18 protein-coding genes are annotated in these 14,251 nt (G+C 55.8%); 11 read left to right on the plus strand and 7 right to left on the minus strand.

Going from position 1 to position 14,251, the window contains the following annotated elements; translation table 11 throughout:
- Window positions 1–104: 104 nt before the first annotated feature.
- Together galB and V3C20_RS07460 are read right to left on the minus strand one after the other, a co-directional pair.
- Complete coding sequence (galB, locus tag V3C20_RS07455; RefSeq protein WP_130083162.1) at window positions 105–3,065, minus strand: beta-galactosidase GalB; 2,961 nt, start codon at window positions 3,063–3,065, stop codon at window positions 105–107.
- Between the two features lie 304 nt (window positions 3,066–3,369).
- Window positions 3,370–4,491 carry a peptidylprolyl isomerase gene (locus V3C20_RS07460; RefSeq protein WP_161981214.1) on the minus strand — a complete coding sequence of 374 codons (1,122 nt, stop codon included), beginning with the start codon at window positions 4,489–4,491 and terminating at the stop codon, window positions 3,370–3,372.
- Window positions 4,492–4,679: 188 nt separating this feature from the next.
- Between V3C20_RS07460 and V3C20_RS07465 the strand changes: the two genes are divergently transcribed.
- The 5 genes from V3C20_RS07465 to V3C20_RS07485 are packed head-to-tail and all read left to right on the plus strand — an operon-like array spanning window position 4,680 to window position 7,579.
- On the plus strand, window positions 4,680–5,411 hold the full coding sequence (locus tag V3C20_RS07465; protein WP_130083160.1) for a UbiA family prenyltransferase: 732 nt from the start codon (window positions 4,680–4,682) through the stop codon (window positions 5,409–5,411).
- A 55-nt stretch (window positions 5,412–5,466) separates the two neighbouring features.
- Window positions 5,467–6,117, plus strand: coding sequence for a MotA/TolQ/ExbB proton channel family protein (locus tag V3C20_RS07470; protein ID WP_130083159.1), 651 nt, complete (start codon window positions 5,467–5,469; stop codon window positions 6,115–6,117).
- A gap of 25 nt (window positions 6,118–6,142) precedes the next feature.
- Window positions 6,143–6,577 carry a hypothetical protein gene (locus V3C20_RS07475; RefSeq protein ID WP_130083158.1) on the plus strand — a complete coding sequence of 145 codons (435 nt, stop codon included), beginning with the start codon at window positions 6,143–6,145 and terminating at the stop codon, window positions 6,575–6,577.
- A gap of 19 nt (window positions 6,578–6,596) precedes the next feature.
- Window positions 6,597–7,364, plus strand: a complete 768-nt coding sequence (locus V3C20_RS07480; protein ID WP_130083157.1) for a hypothetical protein — start codon at window positions 6,597–6,599, stop codon at window positions 7,362–7,364.
- Window positions 7,361–7,579, plus strand: coding sequence for a hypothetical protein (locus tag V3C20_RS07485; protein ID WP_130083156.1), 219 nt, complete (start codon window positions 7,361–7,363; stop codon window positions 7,577–7,579). The genes V3C20_RS07480 and V3C20_RS07485 overlap by 4 nt, the downstream gene beginning before the upstream one ends.
- 26 nt (window positions 7,580–7,605) lie before the next feature.
- Here the strand turns inward: V3C20_RS07485 and V3C20_RS07490 are convergent, their stop codons facing one another.
- The 4 genes from V3C20_RS07490 to V3C20_RS07505 form a co-directional block, all read right to left on the minus strand.
- Window positions 7,606–8,046, minus strand: coding sequence for a hypothetical protein (locus V3C20_RS07490; RefSeq protein WP_130083155.1), 441 nt, complete (start codon window positions 8,044–8,046; stop codon window positions 7,606–7,608).
- Between the two features lie 13 nt (window positions 8,047–8,059).
- Window positions 8,060–8,323, minus strand: coding sequence for a hypothetical protein (locus V3C20_RS07495; RefSeq protein WP_067570818.1), 264 nt, complete (start codon window positions 8,321–8,323; stop codon window positions 8,060–8,062).
- Between the two features lie 77 nt (window positions 8,324–8,400).
- The gene (locus tag V3C20_RS07500; RefSeq protein WP_130083154.1) at window positions 8,401–9,006 is read right to left on the minus strand and encodes a hypothetical protein; all 606 of its coding nucleotides are present in this window, start codon (window positions 9,004–9,006) and stop codon (window positions 8,401–8,403) included.
- Window positions 9,007–9,112: 106 nt separating this feature from the next.
- Window positions 9,113–9,454 (minus strand): HU family DNA-binding protein, encoded by a 342-nt coding sequence (locus V3C20_RS07505; protein ID WP_306419612.1) that lies wholly within the window; start codon window positions 9,452–9,454, stop codon window positions 9,113–9,115.
- 181 nt (window positions 9,455–9,635) lie between these two features.
- Here V3C20_RS07505 and rnhC point away from each other — a divergent pair, with 181 nt between their 5' ends.
- The gene (gene rnhC, locus V3C20_RS07510) at window positions 9,636–10,517 is read left to right on the plus strand and encodes a ribonuclease HIII (protein WP_215811731.1); all 882 of its coding nucleotides are present in this window, start codon (window positions 9,636–9,638) and stop codon (window positions 10,515–10,517) included.
- Between the two features lies 1 nt (window position 10,518).
- Here the strand turns inward: rnhC and V3C20_RS07515 are convergent, their stop codons facing one another.
- The gene (locus V3C20_RS07515) at window positions 10,519–11,061 is read right to left on the minus strand and encodes a septal ring lytic transglycosylase RlpA family protein (protein ID WP_202975642.1); all 543 of its coding nucleotides are present in this window, start codon (window positions 11,059–11,061) and stop codon (window positions 10,519–10,521) included.
- Between the two features lie 202 nt (window positions 11,062–11,263).
- On the opposite strand from V3C20_RS07515, the gene V3C20_RS07520 reads away from it, so the two are divergent.
- The 5 genes from V3C20_RS07520 to yajC all read left to right on the plus strand — a co-directional run bounded on the left by V3C20_RS07520 (window position 11,264) and on the right by yajC (window position 14,213).
- Window positions 11,264–11,986 (plus strand): NUDIX domain-containing protein, encoded by a 723-nt coding sequence (locus V3C20_RS07520; protein WP_130083152.1) that lies wholly within the window; start codon window positions 11,264–11,266, stop codon window positions 11,984–11,986.
- A 114-nt stretch (window positions 11,987–12,100) separates the two neighbouring features.
- Window positions 12,101–12,697 carry a tRNA (guanosine(46)-N7)-methyltransferase TrmB gene (trmB, locus tag V3C20_RS07525; RefSeq protein ID WP_130083151.1) on the plus strand — a complete coding sequence of 199 codons (597 nt, stop codon included), beginning with the start codon at window positions 12,101–12,103 and terminating at the stop codon, window positions 12,695–12,697.
- 4 nt (window positions 12,698–12,701) lie between these two features.
- Entirely contained in the window at window positions 12,702–13,160 is a 459-nt protein-coding gene (locus V3C20_RS07530) for a tRNA guanosine(34) transglycosylase Tgt (RefSeq protein WP_330935346.1), read from the plus strand.
- Window positions 13,135–13,836: a tRNA guanosine(34) transglycosylase Tgt gene (locus tag V3C20_RS07535; RefSeq protein ID WP_330935347.1), complete on the plus strand. Its 702-nt coding sequence runs from the start codon at window positions 13,135–13,137 to the stop codon at window positions 13,834–13,836. The genes V3C20_RS07530 and V3C20_RS07535 overlap by 26 nt, the downstream gene beginning before the upstream one ends.
- A gap of 8 nt (window positions 13,837–13,844) precedes the next feature.
- Window positions 13,845–14,213, plus strand: a complete 369-nt coding sequence (gene yajC / locus V3C20_RS07540; protein ID WP_231863909.1) for a preprotein translocase subunit YajC — start codon at window positions 13,845–13,847, stop codon at window positions 14,211–14,213.
- The last annotated feature ends 38 nt before the right edge of the window (window positions 14,214–14,251 follow it).

Consider the following 14,251-nt stretch of genomic DNA (forward strand, 5'->3'; position numbering starts at 1 on the left):
GGAATGAGAAGGAACGTCAATTTCATTTCTTCCGCTGCGTCATGAAAAAGCCGCCGGTTCCCGTGCGGGAAACGGCGGCTGGTTCAGGAAGGTTTTTCCTGTCCTTATTTAACTGTTACGGTTGTCTGGGCAGCTTTGAGTCCATTGGAGATGACCTGGAGGGTTGCCTTGCCGGATTCTCCCTTGCGGGAGCGCAGAATGACCTGGGCAAGGCCGTTAAAGGCTTTGATTTTCAGAATATTCTTGTTTTCCGGATTGGCCATGGTGGTGAAGTCCGTCGGGTCTCCGTTGCAGATGCCGGCAATTTCCACAGGGCCGCTGACCTTGAAAGTGAGCATGTTTTTGCTGCGCGGAACCATGCGGCCCTGGGCGTCCCGGACGGCAACGGTGACGTAGGAGAGGTCATAGCCGTCTCCGTTGATTTCATTGCGGTCGGGTTTCAGGGTAAGGGCTGCTGGTTTTCCGGTGGTGGCCACCGTGTCCGTAGCCCATACCTTGCCGTCCTTTTTGGCAACTACCTTGAGGGTGCCGGGCGTGTATTTCACGTCTTCCCACACAAGGCGGTAGCGGTCTTTTTCTCCCTTGCCCTTTTTGCGGACTCCCAGGGATTTGCCGTTCAGGAAGAGTTCCGCTTCATCTCCGCTGGTGTAAACGTGTACGGGTGTGATTTCTCCCTTGCGTTCCGGCCAGTTCCAATGGGGCAGGATGTGGGCCATCTTGACGTCCGGCCTCCATTTTGCCTGGTAGATGTAGAAGCGGTCCTTCTTGAAGCCGCACAGGTCCACAATGCCGAAGTAGGAGCTGCGGGAAGGAGCGCGGTTGCCCAGCTTTTTGAGTTCCGCCATCAGTTTTTCCCGTTCCGGTCCTTCAGGCACGTTCAGGGCGTTGGTGGCGTCCAGGTTGTACGGAGTGGGTTCGCCGAGGTAGTCGAAGCCCGTCCACACGTATTCCCCCGCGCTGTTGGGGTTGTCGTCCTGGGCGGCGAATTCCACGTCCGGACGGTATGCCCAGCCAGGGGCGTACAGGTCGTAGGAGCTGACCTGGTAGAGGAAGAATCCCTTGCTCTTGTTCCAGTCCACGGGGAAGAAGTATTCTCCGCGCGTACTGACACAGGAGGAGGTTTCACTGGCGTAGAAGGGCTGGTCCGGCCGGTCCTTGGAGAAGGCCTTGTATGCCCAGGGCTTGTAGTTGTAGCCGTACACGTCCAGAGTGTCCGCAAACCCGTTCCGGGCGGCGCCTGCGTCATTGCAGCCAGCCGTTACCTTGCGGGTGGGGTCTTCCCGGTGGAAGAGGTCCGTCAGGGTCTGGGAAACGTGGTGCAGGCTCTTGTTGCCCTGTTCCGGCACTTCGTTGCCCGTACTCCATGCGATGACGCTGGGATGGTTGCGGTCCCGGTGGCAGAAGTTGACCAGATCGCGTTCGTGCCATTCGTCAAAGTAGTTGTGGTAGTCCTGTCCCTTTTTGGCGCTGTGCCACATGTCAAAGAGCTCGTCGATAACCAGTATTCCCATTTTGTCGCACAAGTCCAGAACTTCCGGAGCGGGCGGGTTGTGGGAGGTGCGGATGGAGTTGACGCCCATTTCCTTCAGGATTTCAATCTGGCGTTCATAGCCGCGCGTGTGGGCGGCCCCGCCCAGCGGTCCCAGGTCGTGGTGCTGGCAGACGCCATTGAGCTGGACGCGCTCGCCATTGAGATAGAATCCGGTGGGCTTCCATTCGATGGTGCGTACGCCGAAGTTCGTGAATTTCTGGTCAATGATTTTGTCCCCCACCTTGACGATTGTTTTCATCTTGTACAGATGGGGTGCCTTGAGCGTCCACAGAGTGGGATTTTTGAGCGTGAGCGTGCTGGTGACCTTGCCTTTTTCTCCGGCGGGAATGGCTTCCCCCTTGGTGGTGACGGAGGCCACTACCTTGTTTCCGTCCAGGATTTCTTCCGTGACGGTGGGGGTGACAGGCTGTTCCGTGGTGTTTTTCACCGTGGTGTCCACTTCCACCTTGGCTGCGGATTTGGTGATTTCCGGAGTTTTGACGAAGACGCCCCAGTGCTCAATGTGAACGGGGTTGGATTCCGTCAGCCATACATGGCGGTGAATGCCCCCGCCCGGATACCAGCGGGAGGAGTTGGGGGGATTGTCCACCCTGACGGCAATGGAATTTTTCTGGCCGAATTTCAGGAAGGGGGTGATGTCCACGCGGAAGGAACCGTAGCCGTATTTCCATTCTCCGGCGAGTTCTCCGTTCACATAGATTTTCGGGCGTGACATTACGCCGTCAAAGTCCAGATAGAATTGGTTGCCCTTGGCGTCTGCGGGAATTTCCAGCGTTTTGCGGTACCAGCCGATGCCTGCCCATGGGAGCTTGCCAGTTTCATTGGGAAGGTCCATGCGGTAGGGGCCTTCAATACCCCAGTCGTGCGGCAGGTTCAGGGACCGCCAGTTTTTGTCGTTGAAGCCGGGGCTGGAAGGGGTGTCGTTTTTTCCTCCGCTGGGGGCCTGGGGACGAATGGTTTCCCCCTTGGCGTCGGTAAAGGTGATTTCACGAATGCTGGCCCAGTTGCCCTGGTTGTTGCCTGTAGCGGTAACACGGAAGTAGCGGGCCTTGCCGCTTTTGTTTTCCACGGTGTCATCCTTGCTGTTGTTCTGGCCGGAGGTTTTGTCCTCAATGGTCGTCCAGCGTTTTCCGTCGCTGGAGCTTTCCAGCTTGAAAAGGTGGTTGTTCTGTTTTTCCCACAGAATGTTGATTTTTTTTACATCCACGGGGCGCCCCATGTCCACGGTCAGTTTTTCTCCGCTCTTGCTGCCGTCGGCGCACCACCGGGTGGACTTGTCGCCGTCCACGGCATTGTCGGCGGGGTTGCCGGCTTCTTCACTGGTTGCCGTGGCGAATCCCAGGGTTTTCCCCGGTTCCGGGAGAGTGCTGCCGTCCGGCATTTTGCCGAAGCGGGCGAATTTCCAGTTCCAGTCCAGGCTCTCCGTTTTGGTGGCATCCAGAGGAGCACCCATCAGGGTAGCGATGCTGAATGCCGTCAGGCAGAGGGTCGTACGTGTAATGTTGGCGAACATATCTCCCTTATTACGTCTGCAATTTCGTGATCTTGCAAGAATTTTATTCGACAAAGCTCTGTTTACTTGTGCGGAATGCGCATGGAGTCAACGTATCCGGCGGGATGACGGAGGCCGACCATTCCGTTACATATAAGACATCTTTCCGGGAGCGAATGACATGGGAGAGCTTCCGGAGGGTATGAGGAGGCTGCATGAAAAAGGGCCTCTTTACTGAATGAGAAAGAGATAAGAGGACAGAACACAGGAAGGAAATGCCGGACCGGCCGTTGTGGCCGGTCCGGCAAAGGGGAAGGAAAAAAGATCAGATGTATACCTTGACGATGGCTTTTTTCCTGAGACGGTCCACCCATTTTTTATAGCGTTCATTGCTGCGCTTGTTGCGTGCCATCATGTCGATTTGTTCCTTGATGGCGGAGAGGGGGGGCGGAGGCGCCAGTTCCTTTTTTTCCACCATCACAATGGTGAAGCCGGTGGCGTCCACCAGCGGGCCGATGATTTCCCCGGGCTGGGCTCCAAAGATGATGGCGGCGAATTCAGGAGAAAGAGTGGAACGTTCCGTGACGGGCCAGTCGCCGCCCTTTTCCGCGTACATGTCCTTGGAATAGCGGGTGGCCATTTCCGGGAAAGTTGCTTTTTTGGCCCTTATTTCGTTGGCGATGAGGTCTGCCAGGTTGAGCTGGACTTCCGGCGTGGAGGCGGAGTCATTGCCGAGCATGGGTATGAAGATTTTCTTGAATTTGACTTTGTCTTTGGTCAAATCCCGGTACTGTTCCTTGGTAGCTTCATATTCCTTCCGGAGTTCTTCGGGAGTAGGCGGGATCTCCTGGTCGTATTTGGAAGCGCGCATGATTTGGACCTGAAGCTGGTTTTTCGTCATTTCCCGGAAAGATCTGATAGTCATGCCGGACATGCTCAGGTTTTTCAAAAAGGCGTCGCGGTCTCCATTGAACGTAGTCAGGATGGTGCGGTTGATTTCCTGGTCGATCAGGGAATCGCGGATGACGCCGCCCATGCCTTCAAATTCGTTGCGGAGCAGTTCGCGTTCCACCAGGTCTTCAATGATGTTTTTCTTGGCCAGGGCAAGCTGCTTGTAAAATTCCGGTCCCTGCTTGGGATATTGCGCCGCCAGCTGAGCGCCGATGGGCATCAGCCGGACGCTGACCTCGTTGGCCGTGATGGGCCGGCCGTTGACTGTAGCCGCTATCCGGTTGACGATGCGCTGTGGCCGGAGGCGGGAAACGGGGGCTTCATCCGGAGAAACGCGCCTGGATTCATCCGGACGGACGGTTCTCCCTCCGCTTTCCTCTCCACGAAGCTGGACGGACCTGGGCAGGGTCGCTCCGGGGTTCACCACGCTTTGGCCTTGTGCGGCCAGGGTCATGGTGCAAATGAGAAGCGTCTGGATATGGGTCCTGATATTCATGAATATGTGGGAAAGGCTTGAATGCGTCCGAATCATAGGAGACAGACATGTGAATACAATACATTTTTGGGTATGTATAGTGGCTGTATCATGGCCGCCAGCCGGTTCCGAAGACAGTCCGCGCGGGCGCTTCCTTTCCTGCTGACTGTGGATATGCTTGGTGGCTGTCTGTTTTCCATATAAAATAAATGCCGATGTACGAATGCCGTTTATTGAACGGGGCTGTCCGTTCTGCACGTCCGGCCAATATTCCCACCCTGTTTACGAATGCGGCGGCGGCATGGGCCGCCGTGGCGGGGGGAGAATGGCCGCCACCCGGCATTTACCTGGGCGTGGTGCTGACGGGGCTGTTCTTTTATTTGTACGGCATGTGGGAGAATGACCGGGTGGACGCCCGCTGGGATGCCAGCCGGTATCCGGACCGTCCTGTTCCGTGCGGGGCTGTCAGCCCGTCTTTTTTAAGAGCGATTGCGCTGATGGCCGGACTGGCCGGGCTGGTGCTGAATATGCTGCTGGGCGGGGAGTTTGCCGTGGGGGGACTCCTGCTGATCGTTATTTCCCTGTACAATATGTTTCACAAGTTCTGGAGCGGCTCCATCCTGCTGATGGGACTTTGCCGCGGGCTGTGGGTGACGGTTGCGGGGCTGATTTTTTCCCATGCGGAGGGCAGGGCCGTTCTGCCGGATGCCGTGCTGTGGTATGCTGCGGGGTTGACCGTGTTTACCTGTGTAATTTCCCTGGTGGCGCGGCGTGAGGCGGGGCGGCCGCGCGTTCAGGCTGCGGTGGGGTTATTGTTGTCAGGCATGTGCCTGTTTGACGCGGCATGGCTGTTTTCCTTCGGTTCCTGGCTGGGAGCAGGAGCTGTCGTGTTATGGGCCGGGACGCGGCTTTTACAGAAACGGGGCGTACGCGCTACATAGGTTTGGATTGAAATGACAGGAAAAATATGCATGATTTGACGGGAGAAAGTGGGTTATGAGTGAATTGATCATCAAGATAGGACCGTTGTTCTGGGTATTGAGCGTGCTGGCCGTGTACGGCCTGGCGGTTGTGGCGGAACGTATTTTGTATTTCCACAGGATTCAGATCAACACGGGGGATTTTTTAAGGGGCATTTCCAGGCTGGTGAAGGCCGGCAACGTGGATGAAGCCAGGCATGAGGCGTCCATTCTGCCCGGTCCCGAGGCTCGCGTAGTTTCTTCTGTACTGGCCCATTCCGGGCTGGAGCGCCAGGAACTGCGCACGGTTGCGGAGGATTCCGTTCAGATGGAGGTGTTCCAGATTGAAAAGAATATCCGCGGATTGCTGGTGGTGGCTACAGTCAGCCCGCTGGTAGGTGTACTGGGGACTATTCAGGGATTGATCGGATTTTATTCCCAGCCCGGAGTGCTGGAAGGGAAGGCTCCCACCCTGGCCATGTCTGACGCCGTGTTCCAGGCTTTGCTGAGTTCCGCCCTTGGGCTGAGCATCGCGATTCCCGCCTATTTGTTTTATTGTTATCTGGCTTCCCGCGCCCGTCAGGTGGTCCATTCTCTGGAGCGTGCCGGAACAGAAGCCGTCTGCCTGGTATGCGACGCCCGCCAGGAGCGCGAGGATGGGGAACGCATGGCCGGCAGAAGGGACTGAGAAAGTTTAAAGGAGACGGAGAGACGTGCAGATCAAAACCCGTTCAACCTTGCCCTCCGGGGCATTTTTCCTGCAGGTGATTGTTCTGCTGGATCTGGTGATTCTTGTGTGTGTGCTGACGGTGATGACTTCCCGTGTGGGGATGGAGTATGGTTACGAGGTAAAGGCTCCAGCCTCCGGATTCCTGATGAATATCGTGGGAGATGTGGAATTTATTTCCGTTACGGCCGGAGAGCAGCCGTCCTTTTACCTCGGAAATCGGCTGATTGAGGGGGGATTGCCCGGAGTCGCCGCGGAACTGGACCGGATTGTCCGCAGCCATGGGACGGACGGAGGTGACCGCATGAGCATTGCCCTGCGGCTTGATTCTTCCGTTTCCCACGGTCTGAGGGAACAGCTTGAGAATATGGTGCTGTCCAGGGGAATGAAGTGTTATATTGCCACTGAACCAGCAGATTGACATCTTTTCTTCCCTCCGCATGAAGCTGAACAAAAAGAGCCGGGCCAAGATTTTCGACCTTCATCTGGGGTTGACGTTTGATTGGCGTGAGACTGGTATTCTGCGCTGGCGGATTTTGTTGTGGATGCTGTTTTTCGGCGTTTGTCTGTCGGTTGCTGCGGTGTTTGTGGATGTGGACGTTCCCGGTGTCCGGAGACGTGCGAACCAGACGGCGGCCGTCATTTTGTTCCCTGCGGACAATCCCCGCCTGCATCAGTATGTGCTCCGCAATACTCCTCTGCCTGTAAGAGGACCGGTGTGGGCTGACCCCGTGACGGCTGGACCCATTGGGGAAACGGGCGTGACACTGCCCTCTCTTAGTTCATCGGATACACCCCTGGAGCTTCTTCCTCCCGTGCCGTTGCCGACCGTAGCGGACCAAGTGTGGCGCATGTGGCAGTATCCGGATTTTCATATTCTTTCCGTGATGAATCCGTCTCTGGACATTTCCGGCACGTGCGTTCCCTATTTGTCTTTTTATTCTCCCGGCCTGGATGGACGGATTGTGACGTCGGGAGTCCTGGATGGTTTTGCCAGAAGCGAAGACCATACCGGGCTGAGAAGCGAATTTTTTGTGGTCGTGGACGAGTGGGGCGTTCCTTCCCAGGTACTTTTGCTGGATTCTTCCGGGAGTTCCGGTGCGGATGATTCCGCCATGAGGTTTGTACGTTCCCTGCGCTGGGTTCCTTCTGCGGCTCCACGCAGCGGCACCATGTCCATAGAATGGAAGGAGGCGGAAGAGTTATGAATATGTCTGTCCAGGATTTCCTGACGCGCCTGTTTCTGTTTGCCTGCGGCGGTTTTGCCGCCGTGGTGTTTGCATGCTTTGTGACGGGGTGCGTGCGTTCTTTTCTGGAAAGGCGCCGCAAGGTTCAGTGCCGGATATGCAGATACCGGTTTTACGCTACTCCGAATAACAGCCATGCGGAATGTCCGCATTGCGGCGCGGCCAACAGGAGCTGAAGGGTGTCCGTATCTGAAACTGCGGATTAATAGATCCGCAGGGATTCTTCATCAATGGGCAGGGAATCCATGCCCAGGTCTTCCGCCCCGTGCGTTCCCATTTCCTCCCGCACGTAGATGACGTCCACCCGGCTGCTTTTGCCTTCTCCGGAGCGGTAGCGGATGCGCGGTTCCCTGATGACCACGGTATTGCCTCCCATGGCGGCGGCTTCCTTGGTGAAGTAGTTGATCAATTCCTTGTCATCCATGGAAACATGGACAATGCGGCCGTCCGGACCGTCAAAGTGTCCCACATTAGTATATTCCCCCATGGGATATTCATCAATGACCAGAACCTCGTTCTGGTGAATAGGGGCTCGGGGTGCGCCGGATGTTACGGGCGTCCAGGCATTGGGTCCTGTTGGGGAGGAGCAGGCTGTAATCAGACTTGTCAGGCAGAAGCCCACGCTGAAAAGAGGCGCTTTCATGGTTTTCCTGCCGTTAATAATCGGCAGGAGGTACAAAAATGCAACGGTAAACTTCGTTGCCATCGTGAAAGATTTGCACCATGACACGGTCCGGCGTTCTTTTCACGCAGTAAAAGTCGTGTTCCTCCGGAATGGGCGGCGCATAGCGGCGGGAGGAACGGCGGGCAAAGACATGCTGGCGGAATACTCCCACAACGGCATGATTGCTCATCTTGACGATGGTGTAGTAATCGCTGGTAGGCAGGGTAATGGAAGGCGGGACGTCTTTGGCACTCACGGGAAGGAGTATAGATGGCGGCTGAAAATAAAGTCGAATCTGAAATGTGGCATGAGATCACGTCCTGCACGTTTTCCCTAGTCCGTCCGCCCCATCATTTCCCTGGTTTCCTGAATGGTGTGCGCCTGCGCTTCCCGGATGCTCATCATGGAAGGCTGTTCAAAATTTTTCCGCTTGGCATCAATGTCCCTGTTGATTTCATGGCCGAATTGTTTGTCCGCCTCTTTCCAGGTGCGTCCCTGAATTTCCGCCTTGCGCATGGCGTATTGCTTGGTGGCGTCCTGCCAGGTGCCGGTATTCACTCCCTTGGCATGAGCAATGAAGTCCGGGACTTCCGTCTTACCATCCATGAAGGATTTGGTCCCATCCCATTTTTTGGTTTCAAACCTGGTTCCCGCACCGTCAAACTGCTTTTTCTCAAATCCGGAGGTTTCAAAGGCTTTTTTCTCAACGGAGGAAATTTCCCCGCCGTATCTGCGGCCTTCAAAAGAGCTCCGTTTTTCAGAAACCATCTTCATTTCCCCGTCTTTATCCTTTTGCACGGAGAAGCCGCCGGCAAACCGGTCCATCAGGTCCATGGATTTTTGATTCCTGGTTTCCAGGCTGTTGGTAACAGTACGTTCGGTAGCGCAGGAGCAGAGCCCTGCAGCGGTAATCAGGCAGAGATGCGTTATCCGGAACATGCTCACATTCCCATTTTCCCGATTGGGAGGAAAATTGCAAACAAAAAGGCGTCTTCACCATGAGGATGAAGGCGCCCGGAGTAATTTGTCTTTCCCTGTGCCGGGGTTACTTGGAGGCGGTCAGCTTGGCGACCTGGTCCTTCAATTCCTTGCCAACTTTAAATTTGACCACGGAACGGGCCGGAATCGGTACATCCTGGTCGGGGTTCTTGGGGTTGCGACCCACTTTGGGCTTCACTTCCTTTACCTGGAAGGTGCCGAAGTTGCGGATCACAACACGGTCTCCCTCCGCAAGGGTGCTGGAGATAATGTCCACGGCACGTTGTACGATGTCGAACACTTCAATCTGAGTGAAGTTCGTTTCGGCGCTGATTTTGTTAACGAGGTCTCGTTTTGTTAATGTTTTAGCCATATGAAGTGCAGAATGATATGAATGTATGAGTTTTATAGTTCACGGGGGATGATTTGTCTCCTAAAAAATAACAGAATCCGTGGCATGCTTGATTTTTGCGTATTCAACTGGGTGATGCAGGGAATTTGCTTGACCCTCCTTGTTTGCATGCTTTCCATTATTGTTCCCCGGATATCCGGAGCAGAGAAGAAAGCGTATGCGCACCACTTTTACAACCATGCTGACCGGCATCCAGGCCGGAAAACTGGAGGCTATTCTTGATACAAAGGGTTTTGAAAGGCAGCAGGTGCCCTACGCCCGTTTTTCCTTTTCCGGCCCCTCCCTTCTAGTGACAGTGTATGAAAAAAAGAACAAGCTTCTCGTGCAGGGTAAAGGGACGGATGAGTTTGTCGAATTCATCCTGGAACCGCAAGTAACCGGCCTTCTGTCCGTAGCGGAGGAAGAGGCAAAAGAGGCGTGTACGGCCCACTTCGGCATTGATGAGAGCGGCAAGGGCGACTACTTCGGCCCGCTGGTTGTCGCCGGAGTGTATGCGGACGCGCGCATAGGGGCGGCTTTGCGGAAATTGGGCGTATGCGACAGCAAGCTGGTGTCCACTTCTTCCCGAATTCGTTCTCTGGCGGAGGGAATCCGCAAGGTTCCCGGCATCCGGTTCCATTTGGTGAGCATCGGGCCGGAACGGTATAATCAGCTTTATCCCGAATTCAAGAATTTGAACCGTTTTCTGGCCTGGGGGCATGCCACTGTCATTGAGGGGCTGGTGGGAAAGGTGCCGGACTGCCCCATGGCGCTGAGCGACCAGTTTGCCAATCCTTTCGTCCTGAAAAGGGCGCTGGCCGCCAAGAAGCTGGCCATCCGTCTGGAACAGCGAACCAAGGCGGAGAGTGATGTCGCGGTAGCCGCCGCTTCCATTTTGGCGCGCGAGCGCTTTGTAAACTGGATGGATGCCGCGGGAGAGGCTGCCGGAATGAAGCTGCCGCTCGGCGCGTCCGGACAAGTGGTGAAGGCCGGCCGCCGGCTTGTAGCCACGCATGGGGAAGAGATGCTGCCGAAGGTGGCCAAGATGCATTTCAAGACCACGCAGTCCGTCTTGAAATGATTCAGGCGGGTGTGGCCAGGGGCGGCGCTTCCCGTTTCCATTTGCCGTCCCCCACGGACAGAACGGTAATTCTTACTCTGTCCAGGCCGTGGTGTTTCATGTCCAGGCGCTCGGCGGCTTTTTCACTCAAGTCGATGATGCGGTTCCTGACGAACGGTCCCCGGTCGTTGACGCGGACTTTAACAGATTTTCCCGTGCGCAGGGATTGGACAAGCACTTCGCAGGGCAGGGGGAGGGTGGGATGAGCCGCATGCAGGTGCCAGGGCCGGACGTTTTCCCCGATGGCCGTCGATCCGCTGACAAGGCCCCAAAGGGAACACTCATTATAGTGGGAGGCAATACCTGTTTGCTCAAATCCCAGGGCCTGTTCCACGCTCATGGGATGGTAGCGGTGGCCCCGTATGGTGTATGGACGCGTCATGTAGCCGGGATAGTCCCGGCTTTTGGGGGAGGACGAACAGGCGGCCAGCCATAAGAGCCCCGCCAGCATGGCCGTCCCCCTGATGATGCCCGCATGCATGTTGTAGTTATAGGGAAGGAACATCGTAAAATGCAAGCCGCCGCTGTGTTTTTCCTTTTTTGCAGACGTTATGCTCCCTGGAGGGAAGCAGCGGAACGGCTCCGTCTTGCCGGTTCTGGCCTTTAGCTGGACGGGATGTGCTTGTTAGTTGATTTGGGTTGACTTGGTTTACATGCTTGCGTAGCTTCGGAGGCGTTGCTGGCAACTTACTACAATAGATTATATAATGAACAGACAAGCATTTTATCCGCATCTCTCAGTGGATTGTGTGTTGATGGGGTTCGACGAGGAAGGACTGAAGGTCCTCCTGGTCGAAAAGACGCATGTTGATCCGGGCCATACGGGAGCCATTTCCAAGCTTCCCGGAGATTTGATTTATGAGGACGAGGAGCTTGACGCGGCTGCCCGCCGCATCCTGTTTGACATGACTGGCATGTCCTCTCCCCATTTGGAGCAATTCCATACGTTCGGCTCCCCTTCGCGGATCAAGAACCCGGCGGACAGGGAATGGGTGGAAGCCACGTCCGGACGGAAGATCGGCCGGCTGGTGACAGTAGCCTATATGGCCATGCTGAGGATTTCAACCAAGCTGCGCAAGCTGATGGAGAGCCACAAGACCCGGTGGGTGCCCGTGGATGATCTGCCGGAGCTGGCTTTTGACCACCGGGACATTGTTGAACTGGCTCTGGAAAGGGTACGTTCAGCCGTGAAGAAGGAGCCGGCCCTGATTTACGACATGCTGCCTTCCAAGTTTACTGCTCTTCAACTCCGGAGGCTGAATGAGGAAATTCATGGCAAGTCCATGGATGTGCGCAATTTCCACAAGAAGATAGCCGCAAGGCCGTATATCGTTCAGTTGGACGAAAAGGAGGAGGGGGTGGCGCACCGCGCGGCGCGCTACTACCGCTTTGACCGTAAAATTTACAACCGCCTTTACTGTCGGAACTGACGCAGGACCGTTTGACCGCACTTTTTAGAGCTCCCTTGCGCCATGTTGCGGAGGGAGCTCTTCTCATTTGACAGAGTCCGGTTTGTAACGCATCTTATGCGCACATTGATTCCCATGACAGAGCCTGCATTTATTCCGGAAGACTATTTTGGCGCGCTGACCCCCTCCGAGATTTTCGGGGAAGACGGCCTGTTTGAAGTGGACTTGGGGTGCGGGGACGGAGGTTTTCTTCTTCAGATGGCGGAATATTATCCGGAACGCCGTTTTCTAGGTGTTGAGAGATTGTTGGGACGGGTGCGGAGCGTGTGTTCCAAGGCGGCGTCCCGCGGTCTGGACAACGTGAAGATATTCCGGGTGGAGAGCCGTTATTTTTTGGAATGGCTGATATGGCCAGGCCGGATTTCCAGATTGCATTACTTGTTCCCGGACCCCTGGCCCAAGGAGAGGCACCACAAGAACCGCTTGGTGCAGGATGATTTCATGCCCGTGCTGCACCGTTCCCTGGCGGATGGCGGGGAGTTTCTGTTCAAGACGGACCATGAGGAATATTTCCTGTGGGTACTGGACCGTGCGGAACGCTGCGGCCTGTTCAGCCGCGGGAATTGGGAGGAAGGGGAGTTCTTTTATCCGAAGACGGATTTCCAGCTTCAATGGGAATCCATGGGGAAGCCCACCTACTCCGCCCGTTTTATCAAACGCCAGAAAGCCTGATTTCATGCCTTTTACGCTTCATCAGAAAGATTCTTCCACAAACGCGCGTCTGGGTACGCTTGAATTGCCCCACGGCCGGGTGCAGACACCCATTTTTATGCCGGTAGGAACGCAGGGCTCCGTAAAAACCCTGCATTCCCAGGATTTGGAAAGTCTGGGCGCGCAAATTATCCTGGGGAATACGTATCATTTGTCTCTCCGTCCCGGTTCCGGATTGATCAGGGAAATGGGGGGACTGCACCGTTTTTCCTCCTGGAACCGTCCCATTCTGACAGATTCCGGGGGCTTTCAGGTCTGGTCGCTGGCGAAGCTCCGCAAGATCACGGAAGAGGGCGTGCGTTTCCAGAACCATCTGGACGGCGCGTACATGATGCTCAGTCCGGAACGATCTATGGAAATACAGGCGGATCTGGGGAGCGATATTGCCATGCTCTTTGATGAATGCCCCCCCCTATCCCTGTGACCGGAAGTATGCGGAAAACTCCCTGGGCTACACGCTCCGCTGGGCGCGGCGGTGCAAGGCGTGGGTGCAGGAACACCAGCCCTGTTCCGGGGAAGGGCGGCAGCACCACTTCGGCATTGTTCAGGGGTCCGTATACGCGGATTTGAGAAAACGATGTGCGGAGGAACTGGCTGCCATGGATTTTGACGGCTATGCAATAGGCGGTGTTTCCGTGGGTGAGCCGGAAGATGAGATGCTCCGGGCGATTGACCATTCCGCTCCCTGGCTGCCGGAGGACAAGCCCCGCTATGCGATGGGGCTGGGCACGCCTCCCCAGCTTCTGGAGATGATTGCCCGCGGCGTGGACATGTTCGATTGCGTGATGCCTACCCGCCTGGCGCGCCACGGCGTAGCCCTGACGCCGGACGGCCCCATGCATATCAAGAACCAGCGCTGGGCGGCGGACATCCGCCCCATCGACTCTGAAGGGCATCCGCATGTCACACAATTCTCACGGGCTTACGTGCGTCATCTCTTCAAAGCAGGGGAGATACTCGCTTTAAGGTTGCTTTCTTTCCAGAATCTGGAATTCTATCTCCGGCTTATGGCTCAGGCGCGTGAGGCCATAGCCGCCGGCACGTTCGGCTCCTTCAAGGATTCATTTATCGCGCGGTATCAAGCAAACGACATTTTATGAGTATCTTCATGTTAGCACAGGCCCAGGATGGCGCGGCAGCTCCTGCCGCTCCCGTTACTACCGCCACGGAAAGCGTTCCCGCCGGCCAGCCGGCCCCGGAACAACCGAATATTTTCGAGCAGATTTTCGGCGGTCCCATGTTCATGTTCGTGGTCATCATCATTCTGTTCTGGGTGATGCTGATCCGCCCGCAGAGAAAAGCCCAGAAGGAGCAGCAGGCGCGCATTGCATCCCTGCAGCGCGGGGACAAGGTGGTCACGAATGCGGGCCTTCACGGTTTTATTGAAAAGGTCAATGACCGCACCGTTTCTCTCAAGATTGCGGAAGGCGTGATCGTTGAGCTGGAAAAGAACGCGATCGTTCACGTTGAGAAGTAATCGCCGCTTCCGCGTTTTCCGCATTTTCAGCATCCGTC

It is taken from the genome of Akkermansia sp. RCC_12PD, assembly GCF_036417355.1.
Lineage (GTDB): Bacteria > Verrucomicrobiota > Verrucomicrobiia > Verrucomicrobiales > Akkermansiaceae > Akkermansia.

Bases quoted from the DNA above. Each gene is read 5' to 3' on its own strand.
- galB (WP_130083162.1), bottom strand. From the start codon at position 3,065: ATGTTCGCCAACATTACACGTACGACCCTCTGCCTGACGGCATTCAGC.
- V3C20_RS07460 (WP_161981214.1), bottom strand. From the start codon at position 4,491: ATGAATATCAGGACCCATATCCAGACGCTTCTCATTTGCACCATGACC.
- V3C20_RS07465 (WP_130083160.1), top strand. From the start codon at position 4,680: ATGCCGATGTACGAATGCCGTTTATTGAACGGGGCTGTCCGTTCTGCA.
- V3C20_RS07470 (WP_130083159.1), top strand. From the start codon at position 5,467: ATGAGTGAATTGATCATCAAGATAGGACCGTTGTTCTGGGTATTGAGC.
- V3C20_RS07480 (WP_130083157.1), top strand. From the start codon at position 6,597: ATGAAGCTGAACAAAAAGAGCCGGGCCAAGATTTTCGACCTTCATCTG.
- V3C20_RS07485 (WP_130083156.1), top strand. From the start codon at position 7,361: ATGAATATGTCTGTCCAGGATTTCCTGACGCGCCTGTTTCTGTTTGCC.
- V3C20_RS07490 (WP_130083155.1), bottom strand. From the start codon at position 8,046: ATGAAAGCGCCTCTTTTCAGCGTGGGCTTCTGCCTGACAAGTCTGATT.
- V3C20_RS07500 (WP_130083154.1), bottom strand. From the start codon at position 9,006: ATGTTCCGGATAACGCATCTCTGCCTGATTACCGCTGCAGGGCTCTGC.
- rnhC (WP_215811731.1), top strand. From the start codon at position 9,636: ATGCTGACCGGCATCCAGGCCGGAAAACTGGAGGCTATTCTTGATACA.
- V3C20_RS07515 (WP_202975642.1), bottom strand. From the start codon at position 11,061: ATGTTCCTTCCCTATAACTACAACATGCATGCGGGCATCATCAGGGGG.
- V3C20_RS07520 (WP_130083152.1), top strand. From the start codon at position 11,264: ATGAACAGACAAGCATTTTATCCGCATCTCTCAGTGGATTGTGTGTTG.
- trmB (WP_130083151.1), top strand. From the start codon at position 12,101: ATGACAGAGCCTGCATTTATTCCGGAAGACTATTTTGGCGCGCTGACC.
- V3C20_RS07530 (WP_330935346.1), top strand. From the start codon at position 12,702: ATGCCTTTTACGCTTCATCAGAAAGATTCTTCCACAAACGCGCGTCTG.
- V3C20_RS07535 (WP_330935347.1), top strand. From the start codon at position 13,135: ATGAATGCCCCCCCCTATCCCTGTGACCGGAAGTATGCGGAAAACTCC.
- yajC (WP_231863909.1), top strand. From the start codon at position 13,845: ATGTTAGCACAGGCCCAGGATGGCGCGGCAGCTCCTGCCGCTCCCGTT.